This window comes from Streptomyces sp. NPDC034043 (genome assembly GCF_055575675.1).
Window position 1 is genome coordinate 637,875 of sequence record NZ_JBVISF010000002.1, and the last position, 18,741, is coordinate 656,615.

15 protein-coding genes are annotated in these 18,741 nt (G+C 72.3%); 10 read left to right on the forward strand and 5 right to left on the reverse strand.

Annotated features, from left to right (window positions below; all coding sequences use genetic code 11):
* Positions 1 to 8 precede the first annotated feature (8 nt).
* From ACZ51S_RS07570 to ACZ51S_RS07585, 4 genes are all read right to left on the reverse strand, one after another.
* The gene (locus ACZ51S_RS07570) at positions 9 to 2,012 is read right to left on the reverse strand and encodes a prolyl oligopeptidase family serine peptidase (protein ID WP_468479249.1); all 2,004 of its coding nucleotides are present in this window, start codon (positions 2,010 to 2,012) and stop codon (positions 9 to 11) included.
* Positions 2,013 to 2,022: 10 nt separating this feature from the next.
* Positions 2,023 to 3,423, reverse strand: coding sequence for a M20/M25/M40 family metallo-hydrolase (locus ACZ51S_RS07575; RefSeq protein ID WP_468802523.1), 1,401 nt, complete (start codon positions 3,421 to 3,423; stop codon positions 2,023 to 2,025).
* Position 3,424: 1 nt separating this feature from the next.
* On the reverse strand, positions 3,425 to 4,258 hold the full coding sequence (locus tag ACZ51S_RS07580; RefSeq protein WP_468479250.1) for a M55 family metallopeptidase: 834 nt from the start codon (positions 4,256 to 4,258) through the stop codon (positions 3,425 to 3,427).
* Between the two features lie 199 nt (positions 4,259 to 4,457).
* Positions 4,458 to 4,901, reverse strand: coding sequence for an SRPBCC family protein (locus ACZ51S_RS07585; RefSeq protein ID WP_388942654.1), 444 nt, complete (start codon positions 4,899 to 4,901; stop codon positions 4,458 to 4,460).
* A gap of 214 nt (positions 4,902 to 5,115) precedes the next feature.
* Between ACZ51S_RS07585 and ACZ51S_RS07590 the strand changes: the two genes are divergently transcribed.
* The 3 genes from ACZ51S_RS07590 to ACZ51S_RS07600 all read left to right on the forward strand — a co-directional run bounded on the left by ACZ51S_RS07590 (position 5,116) and on the right by ACZ51S_RS07600 (position 8,342).
* Positions 5,116 to 6,150, forward strand: coding sequence for an Rv2578c family radical SAM protein (locus tag ACZ51S_RS07590; protein WP_468479251.1), 1,035 nt, complete (start codon positions 5,116 to 5,118; stop codon positions 6,148 to 6,150).
* A 134-nt stretch (positions 6,151 to 6,284) separates the two neighbouring features.
* Positions 6,285 to 7,871: an alpha/beta hydrolase gene (locus ACZ51S_RS07595; RefSeq protein ID WP_468886276.1), complete on the forward strand. Its 1,587-nt coding sequence runs from the start codon at positions 6,285 to 6,287 to the stop codon at positions 7,869 to 7,871.
* A gap of 24 nt (positions 7,872 to 7,895) precedes the next feature.
* Positions 7,896 to 8,342, forward strand: a complete 447-nt coding sequence (locus ACZ51S_RS07600; protein WP_468960074.1) for a RidA family protein — start codon at positions 7,896 to 7,898, stop codon at positions 8,340 to 8,342.
* A 15-nt stretch (positions 8,343 to 8,357) separates the two neighbouring features.
* Here ACZ51S_RS07600 and ACZ51S_RS07605 read toward each other — a convergent pair whose 3' ends face one another.
* Positions 8,358 to 8,927 carry a HEAT repeat domain-containing protein gene (locus ACZ51S_RS07605; RefSeq protein WP_388942666.1) on the reverse strand — a complete coding sequence of 190 codons (570 nt, stop codon included), beginning with the start codon at positions 8,925 to 8,927 and terminating at the stop codon, positions 8,358 to 8,360.
* A 383-nt stretch (positions 8,928 to 9,310) separates the two neighbouring features.
* On the opposite strand from ACZ51S_RS07605, the gene ACZ51S_RS07610 reads away from it, so the two are divergent.
* The 7 genes from ACZ51S_RS07610 (at position 9,311) to ACZ51S_RS07640 (ending at position 18,687) form a co-directional block, all read left to right on the forward strand.
* Positions 9,311 to 11,113: a 3-hydroxyacyl-CoA dehydrogenase family protein gene (locus tag ACZ51S_RS07610; protein ID WP_388942668.1), complete on the forward strand. Its 1,803-nt coding sequence runs from the start codon at positions 9,311 to 9,313 to the stop codon at positions 11,111 to 11,113.
* Between the two features lie 166 nt (positions 11,114 to 11,279).
* Entirely contained in the window at positions 11,280 to 12,095 is an 816-nt protein-coding gene (locus tag ACZ51S_RS07615) for a TetR family transcriptional regulator (protein WP_468479673.1), read from the forward strand.
* A gap of 457 nt (positions 12,096 to 12,552) precedes the next feature.
* Positions 12,553 to 13,890: a crotonyl-CoA carboxylase/reductase gene (ccrA, locus tag ACZ51S_RS07620; RefSeq protein WP_468479674.1), complete on the forward strand. Its 1,338-nt coding sequence runs from the start codon at positions 12,553 to 12,555 to the stop codon at positions 13,888 to 13,890.
* Between the two features lie 31 nt (positions 13,891 to 13,921).
* Entirely contained in the window at positions 13,922 to 15,991 is a 2,070-nt protein-coding gene (locus tag ACZ51S_RS07625) for a protein meaA (protein ID WP_388942675.1), read from the forward strand.
* On the forward strand, positions 15,988 to 16,962 hold the full coding sequence (locus ACZ51S_RS07630) for an HpcH/HpaI aldolase/citrate lyase family protein (RefSeq protein WP_388942678.1): 975 nt from the start codon (positions 15,988 to 15,990) through the stop codon (positions 16,960 to 16,962). Before ACZ51S_RS07625 ends, ACZ51S_RS07630 begins: the two co-directional genes overlap by 4 nt.
* Positions 16,963 to 16,966: 4 nt before the next feature.
* Positions 16,967 to 17,479 (forward strand): MaoC family dehydratase, encoded by a 513-nt coding sequence (locus tag ACZ51S_RS07635; protein WP_468479675.1) that lies wholly within the window; start codon positions 16,967 to 16,969, stop codon positions 17,477 to 17,479.
* Between the two features lie 2 nt (positions 17,480 to 17,481).
* The gene (locus ACZ51S_RS07640; RefSeq protein WP_467887036.1) at positions 17,482 to 18,687 is read left to right on the forward strand and encodes an acyl-CoA dehydrogenase family protein; all 1,206 of its coding nucleotides are present in this window, start codon (positions 17,482 to 17,484) and stop codon (positions 18,685 to 18,687) included.
* Positions 18,688 to 18,741 lie beyond the last annotated feature (54 nt).

Consider the following 18,741-nt stretch of genomic DNA (forward strand, 5'->3'; position numbering starts at 1 on the left):
TTCCGAACTCACTCCGTACGCAGCTCCAGCCGGGGCACGTCATCGCGCTCGATGCCGAAGACCTGCGCGTACAGCGACAGCTCCGCCTCCAGGGCCCGCACCATCGTGTCCGCGCGGCGGAAGCCGTGGCCCTCGCCCTCGAAGGTGAGGTACGCGTGCGGGACCGCCGGCTCGCGGCCGCGCAGGGCGGCCAGCAGGCGTTCGGCCTGCGCGGGCGGGCAGACGGGGTCGTCCAGCCCCTGGAGCAGGATGAAGGGGGCGGTGATGCGGTCGGCGCGGGCCACCGGGGAGCGTTCCCGGCAGCGGACCGCCAGGGTGCCCGGCGGTCCCGCCAGGCCGTCGGCGTAGTGGGACTCCAGGTCGTGGGTCTCGGCGGCGAAGCCCCGCAGGTCGAGCACCGGGTAGATGACCGCCGCGCAGGCGTACAGGTCGGTGGCGGCCAGGGAGGCCGCCGCCGTCCAGCCGCCCGCGCTGCCGCCGCGGATCGCGAGCCGGGCGGGGTCGGCGGTGCCCTCGGCGGCCAGTGCCCGCGCCACGGCCGCGCAGTCCTCCACGTCCACCACGCCCCACTGTTCGCGCAGCCGCTCGCGGTAGGCGCGGCCGTAGCCGGTGGACCCGCCGTAGTTGACCTCGACGACGCCGATCCCGCGTGAGGTGAAGTAGGCGATGTGCAGGTCGAGTACGGGCGGCACGTGGTCGGTGGGGCCCCCGTGCGCCCACACCACGTACGGGGGCAGCTCGTCGGCGGGCGGCCGCAGGAAGGGGTGGTGCGGCGGGTAGACGTGGGCGTGGATGTCCCGGCCGCCGGGGCCGGGGAAGGTGCGGCTCTGCGGCTCCGGGTAGTACGCCGGGTCCACCGGGTCGGCCGCGCGGGCTCCGACGGCCCGGGCGTGGCCGGTGGCGGTGTCCAGCTCGACGACCTCGTAGGCGCTGCGCGGGCTGGCGGCGACCCCGTAGACGCGGGTGCCGCTGACGGCCAGGGCCGGCTGCCAGGCCGTCCAGGGCCCGGCCGCGTCGACGAGGTCGCCGGTGCCGGGGTCGAGGACGCCGAGCACCGGGGCGCCCAGCCCGTGCAGGACGGCCACCGGCCCTTCGGGCAGCGGGGCCAGCCAGCTGAGCCCCGGCTTCCACAGCGGGCCGCCGAACTCCTCCTCGCGGGGGCACAGGTTGACCGCCTCCCCGCTGTCGGGGTCCACCCGGTACGGGTTCCACCAGCCGCTGCGGTCGCTCACCGCGAGCAGGGTCCCGTCGGCCGCCCACGCCACCTGGGCCACGGCCTCGGCCGGCCCGCCCAGCACGGTGCGGGGCGTGCCGAGCGTGCCGTCGGGGCGTACCGCGGCCAGCTGGAGTTCCGTGCCGTCCCAGGGCATCCGGGGGTGGTCCCACACCAGCCAGGCCGCGCTGCGCCCGTCGGGGGAGAGCTTCGGCCCGGTGCGGAAGCGGTGCCGGTCGTCGGTGAGCTCCCGTACGGCGGCCCGGTCCCCGGCGGCGGAGCCGTCCAGCGGGACGGCGGCCGCCACCCGCCGTACGTCGGTGGGGGCGGGGCCGGTGAACTCCTCCAGTACGCACCAGACCTCGCCGCCGCGCAGCACCGGGTCGGCCCAGCGCAGCCCGCCGCCGACCGCCGGGACGGGGGTGAGCGGGCGCGGCCGGGGGGTGCCGGGCGCGTCGGGTTCGTACGCGTACAGCCGTTGGTCGGCGTGGTGGACGAACACCACCAGTGGGCCGCCTTCGGCGCGTTCGGTGCCCGCCCAGGGCAGGCCGCCGTACTCGGTGAGGCGGCTGCGCACGTTCCACGGCGCGGGCAGCACCGACCGGGGGGCCGCGCCGCCGGCGGGCCGGCGCACCAGGGTGCGGCGGCCGCCCTCCGCGGGGCGGGGCTCGGTCCACCACACCTCGGCCCCGACGGTGCCCACGTACTCGGGCCGGCCGTCGTGCGCGGCGGCGTGCGCGGCGGCGATCGGGGAGGGCCAGCTGCCGTAGGGGCCCGCGACGCCGGCCGCCGCCCTCACCGGGGCCCCATCACAGGGCCCGCAGTGCGCGGTCGAGGACGCGGACCCCGAAGTGCAGGGCGTCGACGGGGACGCGTTCGTCCACGCCGTGGAAGAGGGACCAGTAGTCGAAGCCCGGCGGCAGCTTGAGCGGGGAGTAGCCGTAGCCGGTGATGCCGAGCCGGGAGAACTGCTTGGCGTCGGTGCCGCCGGCCATGCAGAAGGGGACCACGTGCCCGTCGGGGTCGAAGTGTTCGACGCACTCGCGCAGGACCTCGTACGTCCGCCCGTCGACCGGGGCCTGGAGGGCCACCTCGCGATGCTCGAACTCCCAGTGCACGCCGGGGCCGGTGAGCTCGTCGAGGGTGGCGGTGAACTCCGCCTCGCCGCCGGGCACCGTGCGTCCGTCGACGTGGGCGGTGGCGTGGCCCGGGATGACGTTGATCTTGTAACCGGCGCTGAACATCGTGGGGTTGGAGCTGTTGCGGATGGTCGGCGCGACGAGGGCGGCGGCCGGGCCGAGCTTGCCGAGGAGGTCGTCGAGGTCGGTGCCCGGGGCGCGCGGGTCGACGGTGAGGCCCTGGAGGGCGGCGAGTTCGGTGATGCAGGCGGTGACGGTGTCGGTGAGGCGGACCGGCCAGTCGTGGGCGCCGATGCGGGCCACGGCGGCGGCGAGCCGGCTGACGGCGTTGTCCCGGTTGGGCTTGGAGCCGTGCCCGGCGGTGCCGTGGGCGGTCAGCTTGAGCCAGGCGGTGCCGCGTTCGCCCGCGGCGATCGGGTAGAGGGCCTGGCCGGGCCGGGGGTGCACGGTGAAGGCCCCGGACTCGCCGAGGCCCTCCGTGCAGCCTTCGAAGAGGTGCGGGTGCTCGTCGGCGAGGTAGCCAGACCCGTCGACCGCGCTGTCCTCCTCGTCGGCGGTGAAGGCGATGACGACGTCCCGGCGCGGCCTCACCCCCCGGCGCGCCCAGGCGCGTACGACGGCCAGCACCATCGCGTCCATGTTCTTCATGTCGACGGCCCCGCGGCCCCAGACCACCCCGTCGCGGACCTCTCCGGAGAAGGGGGCGACGCTCCAGTCGGCGGCCTCGGCGGGGACCACGTCCAGGTGTCCGTGGACGAGGAGGGCGGGCGCGGAGGGGTCGGTGCCCTCGATCCGGGCCACCACGTTGGTGCGGCCCGGGGTGCGTTCCAGCAGTACGGGTTCCAGTCCGGCCCCGGCGAGGCGCTCGGCGGCGTACTCGGCGGCGGGCCGCTCCCGGCAGTCGCCGCCGCCGCGGTTGCTGGTGTCGATCCGGATGAGGCCGGAGGTGAACTCGACCACCTCGTCGAGGGCGGCGGCGTCGAGGCCGCCGCCGGGGCCGCCGTCCCGCGGTGCCGTTCCTCCGTGTTCCGCGTGGGCGACCTCCCGGGGGGCGCCTTCCACCCGCTGCATGTCAGCCATACTGCTCCTCCACGGCCGCCGAGACGACCGTCGTGACCGCTTTGAAGGTCCGGATCCCCTCGTACATCGTCCCGCTGGTGTACGCGACCCTGCGCTCCGCGGAGCGTTCGACGCCCGGGACGACGGTCGCGGCCATCGACAGGTGTTCGGCGTCGAACTCCACCTCCATCGCGAAGGGGCCGCCGCGCACCGGCTCGTGCCGTACCGCGAGCTTGACCGCCTCGGTGGCGGCGGCGCGGATGTCCGCGGCGGTGCGGGCCGGGGTGCGGCAGACGGCCGCGTAGCGCGAGACGTGGTCCTTGACGGCGACGGTACGGGCGTCCGGGGCGTATCCGGCGGCGTCGGCGCAGGTGAGGTCGTCCCCGGTGACCAGGATGACGGGTACCCCGTACTCGGCGACGACGTGGGCGTTGAGGACGCCCTCGCTCGCGCGCAGGCCGTTCAGCCAGACGCCGGTGATGGAGTTGGCGAGGTAGGTGTGGGCGAGGACCCCTTCGCTGCCGGCGCCGGTGTGGTAGCCGACGAAGGCGATGCCGTCGACGTCGCCGTGCTGGACCCCCTCGACCATGGAGAGGGACTTGTGGCGGCCGGTGATCATCTCGGCGCGGGCGTCGAGCTTCTCCAGGAGGAGGTTGCGCATGGTCCAGTGGGCCTCGTTGACGAGGACCCGGTCGGCGCCGCCGTCGTAGAAGCCGAGCACGGCGGCGTTGACGTCGGAGGTGAACATGCCCCGGCAACGCTCCCATTGGGGGGTCCCGGGCAGCACGTCGGCGGGCCAGGTGACGCCCGTGGCGCCTTCCATGTCGGCGGAGACGAGGATCTTCAACGGGCCCCCCGGTGGGTCGGGTCGCGGAGCCCCACCCTAGCCCCCCGGCGCCCCGCGGGCCCTGGGCCACGCCCGGGCCGGGCGGTGGCGGGCGCCGGTTCGGGGGCGGCTCACTGCGGGCGGGAATTCCACCCGAACCGGTGAGCCGTCCCCGGGGGTTGTGCCGCCGTCGGCCCCGGCCCGCGCCGGGTCCCGCCGGTCAGCCCTTGACTTCCTCGGCGAGGTTCTCGAGCACGGTGTCGTAGATGCGGCCGAGGCCCTTGGGGGCGAAGGTGCGCTCGAAGAAGCCGCCGATGCCGCCGGCGCCGTTCCACACGGTGCTGACCACGGCCCGGGAGCGGCCCTCGCCGGCGGGGGTGACGGTCCAGGTGGTGACCATGGAGGAGTTGCGGTCCTTCTCCACGAGCTGGCCGTCCGTGGGCTCGGTGACCTCGAGCAGGCAGTCCCGGACGCGCTTGCTGGTGGCCTGGAGCTTCCAGTGGACGAGGGTGCCCTCGCCGTCGCCGCCCTCGCGCACCTCGTACTCGCTGAAGTGCTCGGGGAGCAGCTTGCCCCGGGTGCCGGTGTAGTCGGCCAGCGCGTCGAACACGGTGTCCGCGTCGGCCTCGATGATGCGCTCCGTGGTGGCCTCGACCTGCGCCATACCTGTTCCTCCAGCAGTTGGGATCGTGCGTCGCGGCAAGCCAACCACCTCCGGGGCGGCCGCCCAAATCCGGGGGCGGCGTCCCGCCCGGCCGTACGGGCCCCTGCCCCGGATCCGGGCCCGGCCTCCGCCCCCGCCGCCCCTGGGCGAAGCCTCCCGCACGATCATGGGAACATTTGTTCTATTCTCGGGAGCCCGTCACCGAGGAGGCATCATGCGCTGGGAGAATCTGACCGGGACACCGGGCAGCGGTCCGGCGGCCCTGTTCGGGGCCGGCTCCGTCGTCACCCGCACCTTCGACACCCCCGAGTTCCGCGGGATCACCTTCCACGAGGTGCGGGCGCGCTCGGTCCTCAACCGGGTGCCCGGCGCCTCGCGGATGCCGTTCGAATGGACGGTCAACCCCTACCGCGGCTGCAGTCACGCCTGCGTCTACTGTTTCGCCCGCAAGACCCACGGCTACCTCGACCTGGACACCGGGACCGGCTTCGACTCCCAGATCGTCGTCAAGGTCAACGCCCCGGAGCTGCTGCGCCGCGAGCTGGCCGCGCCGCGCTGGACCGGCGCGCACATCGCGATGGGCACCAACGTCGACTGCTACCAGCGCGCCGAGGGCCGCTACCGGCTGATGCCCGGGATCATCGGGGCGCTGCGCGAGCGCGCCAACCCCTTCTCCATCCTCACCAAGGGCACGCTGATCCTGCGCGACCTCCCCCTGCTGCGGCAGGCCGCCGAGGTCACCGAGGTCGGCGTCTGCGTCTCCGTCGGGTTCACCGACACCGGCCTGTGGCGGACCGTGGAGCCCGGCACCCCCTCCCCCGCCGCCCGGCTGGCCGCCGTACGGGCCCTGACCGACGCCGGGCTGGAGTGCGGGGTGCTGATGGCGCCGGTGATCCCCTTCCTGGGCGACTCCCCCGAGCAGCTGCGGGCGACCGTCCGGGCGATCGCCGCGTCGGGGGCGACGTCCGTGACACCCCTGGTACTCCATCTGCGGCCCGGAGCGCGCGAGTGGTTCACCGCCTGGCTCGGCCGGCACCACCCGCACCTGACCGGACGGTACGAACGGATGTACGCGGGCGGGTCGTACGCCCCCACCTGGTACCAGCGCCGGATCACCCGCCAAGTCCACGAGCTCGCCGCCGAATTCGGCATCGGCCCCGCCCGGCGCGGGGCGGCACGGGCCGCCGCCGCCCGGGAGCGGACGGCCGGCCCGGCCCCCGCCGGACCGACGCAGCTGACGCTGATGTGAGCGCGCCGCGCGCCGCGCCCTGACCCGGACGCCTCCCGACGGGTCATCACATCGGGCCAATGAGCGGCCCAATCCCGTCTTCCCGCCAGGGTTTCCGGGACGATTCCGCCCAGAACCCTCGGCTGGGAGGCCCCATGCTCCACCCCTCGAAGCTGCGCCCCGCGAAGAAGCGCGCCGCCGTCCTGCTGGCGATCTCCACCGTCGCCGCCGCCCTCGCGACCCCCGTCACCGCCGCGGCACCCGCCGCCGCGCCCGCCCCGGCGGCCGCCGCCGGGCTGAACTGGACCGGCTGCGCGACCCCGCGTTACCCGACCCTGCAGTGCGCCTCCCTCAAGGTCCCGCTCGACCACGGGCAGCCCGCCGGGCGGCAGATCTCCCTGGCCCTGACCCGCGTCCCGCACACCGCGGCCACCTCCCAGGGGCCGCTGCTGGTGAACCCCGGCGGCCCGGGCGGCAGCGGCCGCGCCCTGGCGGGGTTCGTCGCCTCCGCGCTGCCCAAGGACGTCGCCGCCCAGTACGACGTGATCGGCTTCGATCCGCGGGGCGTGGGCAAGAGCGAGCCCGCGCTGGACTGCGGGCCCGGCCACTTCACACCGGTACGGCCGGACTCCGTGCCCAGGGACGGGGCGACCGAGCGGGCCAACCTGGTGCGGGTGCGCTCCTTCGCGGTGTCCTGCCAGGAGAAGCACGCGGACGTGCTCCCGCACGTCGGCACCGTCTCCGCGGCCCGCGACATCGAGGTGCTGCGCACCGCCCTGGGCGCGGCGAAGCTCAGCTACTTCGGCTACTCCTACGGCACCTACCTGGGCGCCGTGTACGCCAAGCTGCACCCGGAGCGGGTGCACCGGCTGGTGCTGGACTCCGTGGTCGACCCGGGCGGCGTCTGGTACGAGGACAACCTCGCGCAGGACCTGGCCTTCGACGCCCGCCACAAGGCGTTCCTGGCCTGGGTGGCCCAGTACGACTCCACGTACCACCTGGGCACCGACCCGGCCCGGGTCGAGGCGCGCTGGTACGAGATGCGGGACGCGCTGCGCACCGCCCCGGCGGGCGGGAAGGTGGGCCCGGCCGAGCTGGAGGACACGTACATGCCGGGCGCCTACTACAACGGCTACTGGCCGTCGCTGGCCGAGGCCTTCTCGGCGTACGCGGTGAAGCGGGACGCCAAGCCGCTGGTGGCGGCGTACGAGCGGCTGGGCGCGGTGGACCCGGCGGCGGGCAACAGTTACAGCGTGTACACGGCGGTGCAGTGCCGGGACTCGGCCTGGCCGAGGGACTGGAACCGCTGGCGGGCCGACATGTGGCGCACGCACGCGAAGGCGCCCTTCATGACCTGGAACAACGCCTGGTACAACGCGCCGTGCGCGTTCTGGCCGGCGCAGCCGCTCCAGGCCACGGACGTGACGAACACCGAGCTGCCCCAGGCGCTGCTGTTCCAGGCGACGGAGGACGCGGCCACACCCTACGAGGGCGCGGTGAGCATGCGGACCAAGCTGGCGGGCTCGGCGCTGGTGGTGGAGGAGGGCGGCGGCAACCACGGCATCGCCCTGAGCGGCAACAAGTGCCTCGACGAGAAGCTGGCGGCGTACCTGAGGACGGGCCGGGCGGCGGACGCGACGTGCCCGGCGCCGCCGGCCCCGAAGCCGACCACGGCGACGCGCGCGGTGCCGCCCTCGGCGGGCGGTGCGGCCCTCCACGGCCTGCTCGGCTTCCGCGGCTGACACCTGGCGGGCAAGATCGTCCGCATGACCTCGTTCGAACAGAGCAGCAACAGTGGTAACAGCGGCAACAGCCACCTCACCCGTATCGCCGCGCCCGAGGGCGTCAGCCCCGGCACCGGGTACAGCCACGTCGTCTGGGGCACCGGGCGGTTCGTGGCCGTCTCGGGGCAGTGCGCCTTCGACGAGAAGGGCGAGGTGGTCGGTGAGGGCGACCCCGCCGCGCAGGCCCGGCAGGTGTTCGAGAACCTGCGGCGGTGCCTGGCGGCGGCGGGGGCGGGCTTCGATGACGTGGTGAAGCTGACGTACTTCGTCACGGACGTGGCCCACCTGCCGGCGGTCCGGGCGGCCCGGGACGAGGTCATCGCCCCGGACCGGCTGCCGGCCTCCTCGGCGGTCCAGGTCGCCGCCCTGTTCCGCCCGGAGCTCCTGCTGGAGGTCGAGGCCTTCGCCGTGGTGCCGGCGGCCGGGTAGGTCCCTGCGTCCGACCTACGCGTCCGGGTGCCGGACCGTCAGCCGGTTCAGGGCGTCCGTCGCCGCCAGGGCGAGCCGGGGGTGGGCCTGGGCGCGGACCAGGACGTCGCGGGCCCGGGCGTCGGCCAGGGTGCCCAGGCCCTCGACGCAGGCCAGGGCCACCCGCCAGTACGGGTCGTGCGGGGCGAGCAGCCGCGACAGGGTCTTGATCAGGGCCGGGGCCGACTCGGGAGCCCGCAGCGCGGTGAGCAGCCTGACCGGGTGCAGGGCGTAGGCCGTGCGCAGGGAGTTCGTCGCCAGGGCGGCCGCCGCGCGGGCGGTGCGCGGGTCCCCGAGGACGCCGAGCGCCTGCGCGGCGGCGGCGCAGCGGGCCGGGTCCCGGTGGTTGAGGAGCAGGACCAGGGGCTCGAAGGCCCGCCGGTCGCCGCCCATCCCCAGTCGGTAGGCGGCCAGTTCGCGGGCCCACAGGGGCAGCCCGGCGGAGGTCAGGGAGGCGGCCAGCGCGTCCGGCTCCGCCGCGCACAGTTCCGCGTACGCCGCCGATCCGCCGGCCTCCGCCCGCAGGCGTTCCAGGACGTCGTTCACGCCGCCACCCTAGGGGTACGCGGGCCCCGGCAGGCCGCCTTCTGCGGACCTCGTTGATCGATGATCGATGATCGGTACATTTGGGCGGTACAGGTCACATCTCCGCGCTCTGGCGGACCAGTTACCACCGGGTTAATGTCACTCCACACGTACGGAGCCGGCCTGGTGACGCAGCCGCCCCGTACCAGTCGGTTCGTCCGCTCGTCCGTTCCACCGCTACGGCTGGACCCCGGGACAGGGTTCCGCCGTTCCGCCCGCCGCGCCCCCTCTCCCTCTCCGGGCGCACCGCCGGGCGTGCTCCGCACGGCTCTTCCGTACGGCATCCGCGCGCGCTGTGCGCCGCGCGCTCCCCAGTCGTCACCCTCTTCCACTGGAGTCCCGCGATGGACCTTCCGTCCACGTCCAGTCATTCCTCCCTCCGCACCGTCGCCGTCGTCGGCCTCGGCACGATGGGCACCGGCATCGCCGAGGTCCTCGCCCGGGCCGGCCGCGAGGTCATCGGCATCGACGTCAGCGAGGCCGCCACCCGCCGCGCCGCCGGGTCCCTCGCGGCCGCCACGGCCCGCTCGGTGGCCAAGCAGAAGCTCACCGAGGAGGAGCGCGAGGCGGTCCTGGCCCGCTTCCGCGCCTTCACGGACCTCGGGGCGGCCGCCGAGGCCGACCTCGTCATCGAGGTGGTCCCGGAGGACTACGACCTCAAGCGCCGGGTGATCGGCGAGCTCGACGCGATCGTCCGGCCGGACGCCGTGCTGGCCACCGGCACCAACGCGCTGTCGGTGACCCGGCTCGCCGCCGAGTCCCTGCACCCCGAGCGGGTGCTCGGCATGCACTTCTTCAACCCGGCCCCGGCGATGAAGCTCGTCGAGATCGTTTCCAGCGTGCTGACCGCGCCGACCGCCGTGGAGGCCGTCACCGGGCTGGCGCTGGAGCTCGGCAAGCAGCCCGTCGCCGTCGGCGACCGGCCGGGCTTCGTCGCCGACGGCCTGCTCTTCGGCTACCTCAACCAGGCCGCCGCGATGTACGAGGCCAAGTACGCCTCCCGCGAGGACATCGACGCGGCGATGAAGCTCGGCTGCGGTCTGCCGATGGGCCCGCTCGCCCTGCTCGACCTGGTCGGCGTCGACACCGCGCGCACCGTGCTGGAGGCCATGTACGCCTCCTCCGGCGACCGGCTGCACGCCCCGGCGCCGATCCTGGGCCAGCTCGTCGAGGCGGGCCTGACCGGGCAGAAGGCCGGGCGCGGCTTCTACACGTACGAGGCTCCGGGCAGCCCGGTGGTCGTCCGCGACCTGCAGACCCCGCTGGACGGGTCCCTGCTCGGCGCGGGCCGTCCGGTCTCTTCGGTCGGCGTCGCGGGCTCCGGGACCATGGCGAGCGGCATCGCCCAGGTCTTCGCCCAGGCCGGCTACGACGTGGTGCTGGCCGCCCGCAGCGAGGAGAAGGCCGGGGCCGCGAAGGCCGCGATCGGGAAGTCCCTGGACCGTGCGGTGTCCAGGGGCCGCCTGACCGAGGAGGCCGCGGCGCGGACCCTGGAGCGGATCACCCCGGCCGGGTCGCTGGAGGCCTTCGCCGACGTGGACCTGGCTGTCGAGGCGGTCGCCGAGGACCTGGAGGTCAAGCAGCAGCTCTTCGCGGGCCTGGACAAGGTCTGCAAGCCCGGTGCGGTGCTGGCCACCACCACCTCCTCGCTGCCGGTGATCGCCGTCGCGCGGGCCACCTCGCGTCCGCAGGACGTGATCGGCATGCACTTCTTCAACCCGGCGCCGGCCATGAAGCTGGTCGAGGTGGTCCGGACCGTCCTGACCGCCGACGACGTGCACGCCACGGTCCGCGAGGTCTGCGCCAAGGTGCGCAAGCACCCGGTGGACTGCGGGGACCGGGCCGGCTTCATCGTGAACGCGCTGCTGTTCCCGTACTTGAACAACGCGATCAAGATGGTCGAGCAGCACTATGCGGGGATCGACGACATCGACGCCGCGATGAAGCTGGGCGGCGGCTACCCGATGGGGCCCTTCGAGCTCCTCGACGTGGTCGGCCTGGACGTGTCGCTCGCCATCGAGAAGGTCCTCCACCAGGAGTTCCGCGACCCGGGCCTGGCACCGTCGCCGCTGCTGGAGCACCTGGTGGCGGCGGGCTGCCTGGGCCGGAAGACCGGCCGCGGATTCCGTGAGTACGCCCGCCGGTAACCCCCGGCCGGGCCCTGAGCAGGATGCGTGGGGAGGGCTGCTCGGGTCCGCCGGACCCTCACGGCGGACACACCCTCCCGAGCCCAGTGCGGGCCCTCCCCCGCATCCACCCCCCTCTCACCCCCCTCCGGCGCGCGCGCCTGCCCGAATGAAGTACTTTCGCTCTATGTCCCAGCCCGCCAAGACCTCACCCCGCGCCGCCTCGGCCGGCGACTCCCAGGAGAGCGCCGCCGGCACCCGGGCGGCCGCCCAGCGGCTCAAGATGCGCCGCGAGCTCGCGGCCGCGGCCATGGAGCTCTTCGCGACCAAGGGGTACGAGGCCACGACGGTCGACGAGATCGCCGCGACCGCCGGGGTGGCGCGCCGGACCTTCTTCCGGCACTTCCGCTCGAAGGAAGAGGCGATCTTCCCGGACCACGACGACACCCTGACCCGTGCCGAGGCCGTTCTGGACGTGGCCCCGGCGCACGAGCACCCGCTCGACACGGTGTGCCGGGGGATCAAGGAAGTCATGAAGATGTACGCCGCCTCGCCGGCGGTGTCGGTGGAGCGCTACCGGCTGACCCGCGAGGTGCCGGCGCTGCGGGAGCGGGAGATCGCCTCGGTGGCCCGCTACGAGCGGCTCTTCACCCGCTATCTGCTGGCCCACTTCGACGAGACCGACCACCACGACGGCAACGACGACCCGCTGCTGGCCGAGGTGGCCGCCTCGGCGGTGGTGACCGCCCACAACCACGTGCTGCGGCGCTGGCTGCGGGCGGGGGGCCAGGGGGACGTGGAGACGCAGCTGGACCACGCCTTCGCGATCGTCCGCAAGACCTTCGGCTCCGGGATCGGCGCCGGACGCACGCCGGGCGCGGGTGCCGGGGTGCCGAGCGCGGCGGTGCGCACGGAGGGCGAGGTGCTCGTCGCGGTGGCGCGTACGGACGCTCCGCTCGACGAGGTCATGCGGGCCATCGAAGAGGCGCTCAAGAACAAGTAGGCGGTCGCCCCCGGAGCACCACCGGGCGACCCTCGTCACAGCGGCCGCTCCCGTTCCGGGGGCGGCCGTTTTCGTTTGTCCGAGTTGCCCCTACTCGCCGGTAACTCTGATCGATCATCGCTCATCTGCGCAGGTCAATCGGCAAGTGAGAGAAATTTTTGGCACGCAGTGCCTTGCCGAGTGACACGGGGTGCCATACGTTGAGTCCCGTCCGGATGTCCCCGCGGCCCGCGCCCACTCGGCAAGGAACGCGCCCCGGATGCCTGCGTCACCAGGCCCCCGCCCGCCCCACCACAGGCGCGCCAGCACCACAGCTCCTCCCCCGGTCCTCGGCCGGGGACCCCAGGACCGACGGCACCCGCAACACCCGTCACACACGCACCCGCGTATCCCTCAGCGCACCCTCATCAGCGCCCTCCCCCAACTCCGTCCGGGGAGACCCTCAGGAGGCAATACCGTGAAGGACATCCTGGACGCGATTCAGTCGCAGTCCGCCACCGCCGCAGACTTCGCCGCGCTGCCGCTCCCCGACTCGTACCGCGCGGTCACCGTGCACAAGGACGAGGCGGAGATGTTCGCGGGGCTCGCCACCCGCGAGAAGGACCCGCGCAAGTCCCTGCACCTGGACCAGGTCCCGGTTCCGGAGCTCGGTCCGGGCGAGGCCCTGGTCGCCGTCATGGCCTCCTCGGTCAACTACAACTCGGTGTGGACGTCGATCTTCGAGCCGGTGTCCACCTTCAGCTTCCTGGAGCGCTACGGCCGCCTGTCGGAGCTCACCAAGCGCCACGACCTCCCGTACCACGTCATCGGCTCCGACCTCGCGGGCGTCGTGCTGCGCACCGGCCCCGGCGTCAACTCCTGGAAGCCGGGCGACGAGGTCGTCGCGCACTGCCTGTCGGTGGAGCTGGAGTCCTCCGACGGCCACAACGACACGATGCTCGACCCCGAGCAGCGGATCTGGGGCTTCGAGACCAACTTCGGCGGCCTCGCCGAGATCGCCCTGGTCAAGTCGAACCAGCTGATGCCGAAGCCGGGCCACCTCAGCTGGGAGGAGGCCGCCTCCCCCGGCCTGGTCAACTCGACCGCGTACCGTCAGCTGGTCTCCCGCAACGGCGCCGGCATGAAGCAGGGCGACAACGTCCTGATCTGGGGCGCCAGCGGCGGCCTCGGCTCGTACGCCACCCAGTTCGCGCTGGCCGGCGGCGCCAACCCCATCTGTGTCGTCTCTTCCCCGGAGAAGGCGGAGATCTGCCGCAAGATGGGCGCCACGGCGGTCATCGACCGCAACGCCGAGGGCTACAAGTTCTGGAAGGACGAGCGGACCCAGGACCCGCGCGAGTGGAAGCGCTTCGGATCGAAGATCCGCGAGCTGACCGGCGGCGAGGACATCGACATCGTCTTCGAGCACCCGGGCCGCGAGACCTTCGGCGCCTCGGTCTACGTCACCCGCAAGGGCGGCACGATCACCACCTGCGCCTCCACCTCGGGCTACATGCACGAGTACGACAACCGCTACCTGTGGATGTCCCTCAAGCGCATCATCGGCTCGCACTTCGCCAACTACCGCGAGGCGTGGGAGGCCAACCGCCTGATCGCCAAGGGCAAGATCCACCCCACCCTGTCCAAGGTCTACTCCCTGGAGGAGACCGGCCAGGCGGCCTACGACGTCCACCGCAACCTCCACCAGGGCAAGGTCGGCGTCCTCGCGCTCGCCCCCGAGGAGGGCCTCGGCGTCCGCGACCACGAGATGCGGGCCGAGCACCTCGACGCCATCAACCGCTTCCGTAACGTCTGAGTCCGCTCAAAGGCCATAAGGATCGCCTGAGATGACAGAGCGCCAGAAGGACCGTCCGTGGCTCATGCGGACGTACGCCGGCCACTCCACGGCCGAGGCGTCCAACGAGCTGTACCGCCGCAACCTCGCCAAGGGCCAGACCGGCCTGTCGGTCGCGTTCGACCTCCCGACGCAGACCGGCTACGACCCCGACCACATCCTCGCCCGCGGCGAGGTGGGCCGGGTCGGGGTCCCGGTCTCCCACCTGGGCGACATGCGGCGGCTGTTCCAGGACATACCCCTGGAGCAGATGAACACCTCGATGACGATCAACGCCACGGCCATGTGGCTGCTGGCGCTCTACCAGGTGGCCGCCGAGGAGCAGGGCGCCGACATCTCCCAGCTCCAGGGCACCACCCAGAACGACATCGTCAAGGAGTACCTCTCGCGCGGGACGCACGTCTTCCCGCCCGGGCCCTCGCTCCGCCTGACGACGGACATGATCGCGTACACGGTCAACCACATCCCGAAGTGGAACCCGATCAACATCTGCTCGTACCACCTCCAGGAGGCCGGGGCCACCCCGGTCCAGGAGATCTCGTACGCGATGTCCACCGCGATCGCCGTGCTCGACTCGGTCCGCGACTCCGGCCAGGTGCCCGAAGAGCGCTTCGGCGAGGTGGTCGCGCGCATCTCCTTCTTCGTGAACGCGGGCGTCCGCTTCATCGAGGAGATGTGCAAGATGCGCGCCTTCGGCCGCATCTGGGACAAGGTCACCAAGGAGCGCTACGGCATCGAGGACGCCAAGCAGCGCCGGTTCCGCTACGGCGTCCAGGTGAACTCCCTCGGCCTGACCGAGGCGCAGCCCGAGAACAACGTCCAGCGGATCGTGCTGGAGATGCTCGCGGTCACCCTCTCGAAGGACGCCCGGGCGCGCGCGGTGCAGCTGCCCGCCTGGAACGAGGCGCTGGGCCTGCCCCGGCCCTGGGACCAGCAGTGGTCGCTGCGCATCCAGCAGGTCCTGGCCCACGAGAGCGACCTGCTGGAGTACGAGGACATCTTCGCCGGCTCCCACGTCATCGAGGCCAAAGTCGACTCCCTGGTCGCCGACTGCCTGGCCGAGATCGACCGGATCCAGGAGATGGGCGGCGCGATGGCCGCCGTCGAGTCCGGGTACCTGAAGTCGCAGCTGGTCTCCTCCCACGCCGAGCGCCGCGCCCGGATCGAGGCGGGCCAGGACAAGATCGTCGGGGTGAACTGCTTCCAGCAGACGGAGGAGAACCCGCTCACCGCCGACCTCGACGGCGCCATCATGACCGTCGACCCCGCGGTGGAGGCGCTCACCGTCGAACGCATCGTCCGCTGGCGGGCCGAGCGCCAGGAGTCCTCCGACCGGCAGGGCGGCGGCGACCCGTTCGTCTTCCCGACCGCCGGGCAGGCCCTGGACCGGCTGAAGGAGGCCGCCGCCGGTACCGAGAACCTGATGGAGGCCACCCTGGAGTGCGCCCGCGCCGGTGTCACCACCGGCGAGTGGGCCGGTGCCCTGCGGGAGGTCTTCGGCGAGTTCCGCGCCCCGACCGGGGTCTCCTCGGCCCCCGTCGCGGTCACCGCCGAGGAGGGCACCCCGCTGGCCCTGGTCCGCGAGAAGGTCGCCCGGACGGCGGACGAGCTCGGCTCCGGCCGGCTGCGCCTGCTGGTCGGCAAGCCCGGCCTCGACGGGCACTCCAACGGCGCCGAGCAGATCGCCGTGCGGGCCCGCGACGCCGGCTTCGAGGTGGTCTACCAGGGCATCCGGCTGACCCCCGAGGAGATCTCCTCGGCGGCGCTGGCCGAGGACGTGCACTGCGTGGGACTGTCCATCCTGTCCGGTTCGCACAGCGCTCTCGTCCCGGACGTCCTGGAACGCCTGCGGGCGGCGGGGGCGGGCGACATCCCCGTCATCGTCGGGGGCATCATTCCGAACGCCGACGCCGTCACGCTGAAGGCCGCCGGGGTGGCCGCCGTGTTCACCCCCAAGGACTTCGGCATCACGGAGATCATCGGACGTATCGTCGACGAGATCCGCAAGGCCAACAAGCTCCACCCCCTCACCATCGCTGAAAGCACGGAGGTCCCCGCATGACCACGCCCCTCTCCCCCGTGAACCGGCTGCGTCCGCGCCGCTCCTGCCTCGCGGTCCCGGGCTCGAACCCGCGGTTCCTGGAGAAGGCCCAGGGCCTGCCGGCCGACCAGGTCTTCCTCGACCTGGAGGACGCCTGCGCCCCGCTCGCCAAGGAAGGCGCCCGCCACACGATCGTGGACGCGCTGAACAACGGCGACTGGACCGGCAAGACCCGCGTGGTCCGCGTCAACGACTGGACCACCCACTGGACGTACCGCGATGTCATCACCGTCGTCGAGGGCGCCGGCCAGAACCTCGACTGCATCATGCTGCCCAAGGTGCAGGACGCCCAGCAGGTCGTCGCCCTGGACCTGCTGCTGACGCAGATCGAGAAGACCATGGGCTTCGAGGTCGGCAAGATCGGCATCGAGGCGCAGATCGAGAACGCCAAGGGCCTGGTGAACGTCGACGAGATCGCCGCCGCCTCTCCGCGCCTGGAGACGATCATCTTCGGCCCGGCCGACTTCATGGCCTCGATCAACATGAAGTCCCTGGTCGTGGGCATGCAGCCGCCCGGCTACCCGGCGGACGCCTACCACTACATCCTGATGCGGATCCTGATGGCGGCCCGTACGCACAACCTCCAGGCCATCGACGGCCCCTTCCTGCAGATCCGCGACGTGGACGCCTACCGCGAGGTCGCCGGGCGCGCCGCGGCCCTCGGCTTCGACGGCAAGTGGGTGCTGCACCCGGGTCAGGTCGACGCGGCCAACGAGGTCTTCTCCCCCTCCCAGGAGGACTACGACCACGCCGAGCTGATCCTCGACGCGTACGACTGGTGCACCTCCGAGGCGGGCGGCAAGAAGGGGTCCGCGATGCTCGGCGACGAGATGATCGACGAGGCCAGCCGCAAGATGGCCCTGGTCATCGCCGGCAAGGGCCGGGCGGCGGGGATGCAGCGCACCAGCAAGTTCGAGATCCCGGAGGGCTGATCCCATGCAGTTCGGACGCACGTACGAGGAGTTCGAGGTCGGGGCGGTCTACAAGCACTGGCCCGGGAAGACGGTCACGGAGTACGACGACCACCTCTTCTGTCTGCTGACCATGAACCACCACCCGCTGCACATGGACAGCAATTACGCCGAGAACACGACCGACTTCGGCAAGAACGTGGTCGTGGGCAACTACATCTACTCGCTGCTGCTCGGCATGTCCGTGCCGGACGTCTCCGGGAAGGCCATCGCCAACCTGGAGATCGAGTCCCTGCGGCACGTGGCGCCGACCTTCCACGGCGACACGATCTACGGCGAGACCACGGTCCTGGACAAGACCCCGTCGAAGTCCAAGGACGACCGCGGCATCGTCTACGTGGAGACCAAGGGCTACAAGCAGGACGGCACCCTCGTCTGCGTCTTCCGGCGCAAGGTGATGGTCCCGACCGAGACGTACATCACGGCGCGCGGCGGCGAGCAGCCCGGCCGGCCTCAGCTGAAGGAACAGGGGAAGTAGCCATGGCACGACTCGCCCAGACCGCCGGGCTCACGGACGTCCAGCAGGAGATCCTCAAGACCGTCCGGGAGTTCGTCGACAAGGAGATCATCCCGGTCGCGACCGAGCTGGAGCACCGCGACGAGTACCCGCAGCAGATCGTCGACGGCCTCAAGGAGCTCGGCCTCTTCGGCCTGATGATCCCCGAGGAGTACGGCGGCCTGGGTGAGTCGCTGCTCACCTACGCGCTGTGCGTCGAGGAGATAGCGCGGGGCTGGATGTCCGTCTCCGGCATCATCAACACCCACTTCATCGTCGCGTACATGCTCAAGCAGCACGGCACGCAGGAGCAGAAGGACCACTTCCTGCCGCGCATGGCCCTGGGCGAGGTGCGCGGCGCCTTCTCGATGTCGGAGCCCGGGCTGGGCTCGGACGTGTCGGCCATCACGTCCAAGGCGGTGAAGGACGGCGACGAGTACGTCCTGAACGGCCAGAAGATGTGGCTGACGAACGGCGGCTCCTCGACCCTCGTGGCCGTTCTGGTCCGGAGTGACGAAGGACACCCCGAGGGCACGGCGCCCCACAAGTCGATGACCACCTTCCTCGTCGAGAAGGAGCCGGGCTTCGGTGAGGTCCGTCCGGGCCTGACCATCCCGGGCAAGATCGACAAGATGGGCTACAAGGGCGTCGACACGACCGAGCTCATCATGGACGGACTGCGCATTCCGGCCAATCGGGTCCTCGGCGGCCGGACGGGCCGAGGGTTTTACCAAATGATGGACGGCGTCGAGGTCGGCCGGGTCAACGTGGCGGCCCGTGGCTGCGGCGTCGCACAGCGTGCCTTTGAGCTGGGTGTCTCGTATGCCCAGCAACGTCACACTTTCGGCAAGGCGATCGCCGAGCACCAGGCCATCCAGTTCAAGCTGGCCGAGATGGCTACCAAGGTCGAGGCCGCCCATGCCATGATGGTGAACGCGGCACGCAAAAAGGACTCCGGGGAACGAAACGACCTCGAAGCCGGGATGGCGAAGTACCTCGCCTCCGAATACTGCAAGGAGGTCGTCGAGGACGCCTTCCGTATCCACGGCGGGTACGGGTTCTCGAAGGAGTACGAGATCGAGCGCCTCTACCGCGAAGCACCGATGCTCCTGATCGGTGAAGGAACCGCCGAGATCCAGAAAATGATCATCGGGCGACGCCTGCTCGAGGAGTACCGACTCCAGGGCTGAATGTCCCTTTTGCGGTGGATCATCCGATGATCCACCGCAGAAGAGTCACCAGCA

What these genes read in the sequence shown, in the direction of transcription:
- ACZ51S_RS07575 (WP_468802523.1), bottom strand. Translation starts at nt 3,423, where the DNA reads ATGCAGCGGGTGGAAGGCGCCCCCCGGGAGGTCGCCCACGCGGAACAC.
- ACZ51S_RS07585 (WP_388942654.1), bottom strand. Translation starts at nt 4,901, where the DNA reads ATGGCGCAGGTCGAGGCCACCACGGAGCGCATCATCGAGGCCGACGCG.
- ACZ51S_RS07590 (WP_468479251.1), top strand. Translation starts at nt 5,116, where the DNA reads ATGCGCTGGGAGAATCTGACCGGGACACCGGGCAGCGGTCCGGCGGCC.
- ACZ51S_RS07595 (WP_468886276.1), top strand. Translation starts at nt 6,285, where the DNA reads ATGCTCCACCCCTCGAAGCTGCGCCCCGCGAAGAAGCGCGCCGCCGTC.
- ACZ51S_RS07600 (WP_468960074.1), top strand. Translation starts at nt 7,896, where the DNA reads ATGACCTCGTTCGAACAGAGCAGCAACAGTGGTAACAGCGGCAACAGC.
- ACZ51S_RS07610 (WP_388942668.1), top strand. Translation starts at nt 9,311, where the DNA reads ATGGACCTTCCGTCCACGTCCAGTCATTCCTCCCTCCGCACCGTCGCC.
- ACZ51S_RS07615 (WP_468479673.1), top strand. Translation starts at nt 11,280, where the DNA reads ATGTCCCAGCCCGCCAAGACCTCACCCCGCGCCGCCTCGGCCGGCGAC.
- ACZ51S_RS07625 (WP_388942675.1), top strand. Translation starts at nt 13,922, where the DNA reads ATGACAGAGCGCCAGAAGGACCGTCCGTGGCTCATGCGGACGTACGCC.
- ACZ51S_RS07630 (WP_388942678.1), top strand. Translation starts at nt 15,988, where the DNA reads ATGACCACGCCCCTCTCCCCCGTGAACCGGCTGCGTCCGCGCCGCTCC.
- ACZ51S_RS07635 (WP_468479675.1), top strand. Translation starts at nt 16,967, where the DNA reads ATGCAGTTCGGACGCACGTACGAGGAGTTCGAGGTCGGGGCGGTCTAC.
- ACZ51S_RS07640 (WP_467887036.1), top strand. Translation starts at nt 17,482, where the DNA reads ATGGCACGACTCGCCCAGACCGCCGGGCTCACGGACGTCCAGCAGGAG.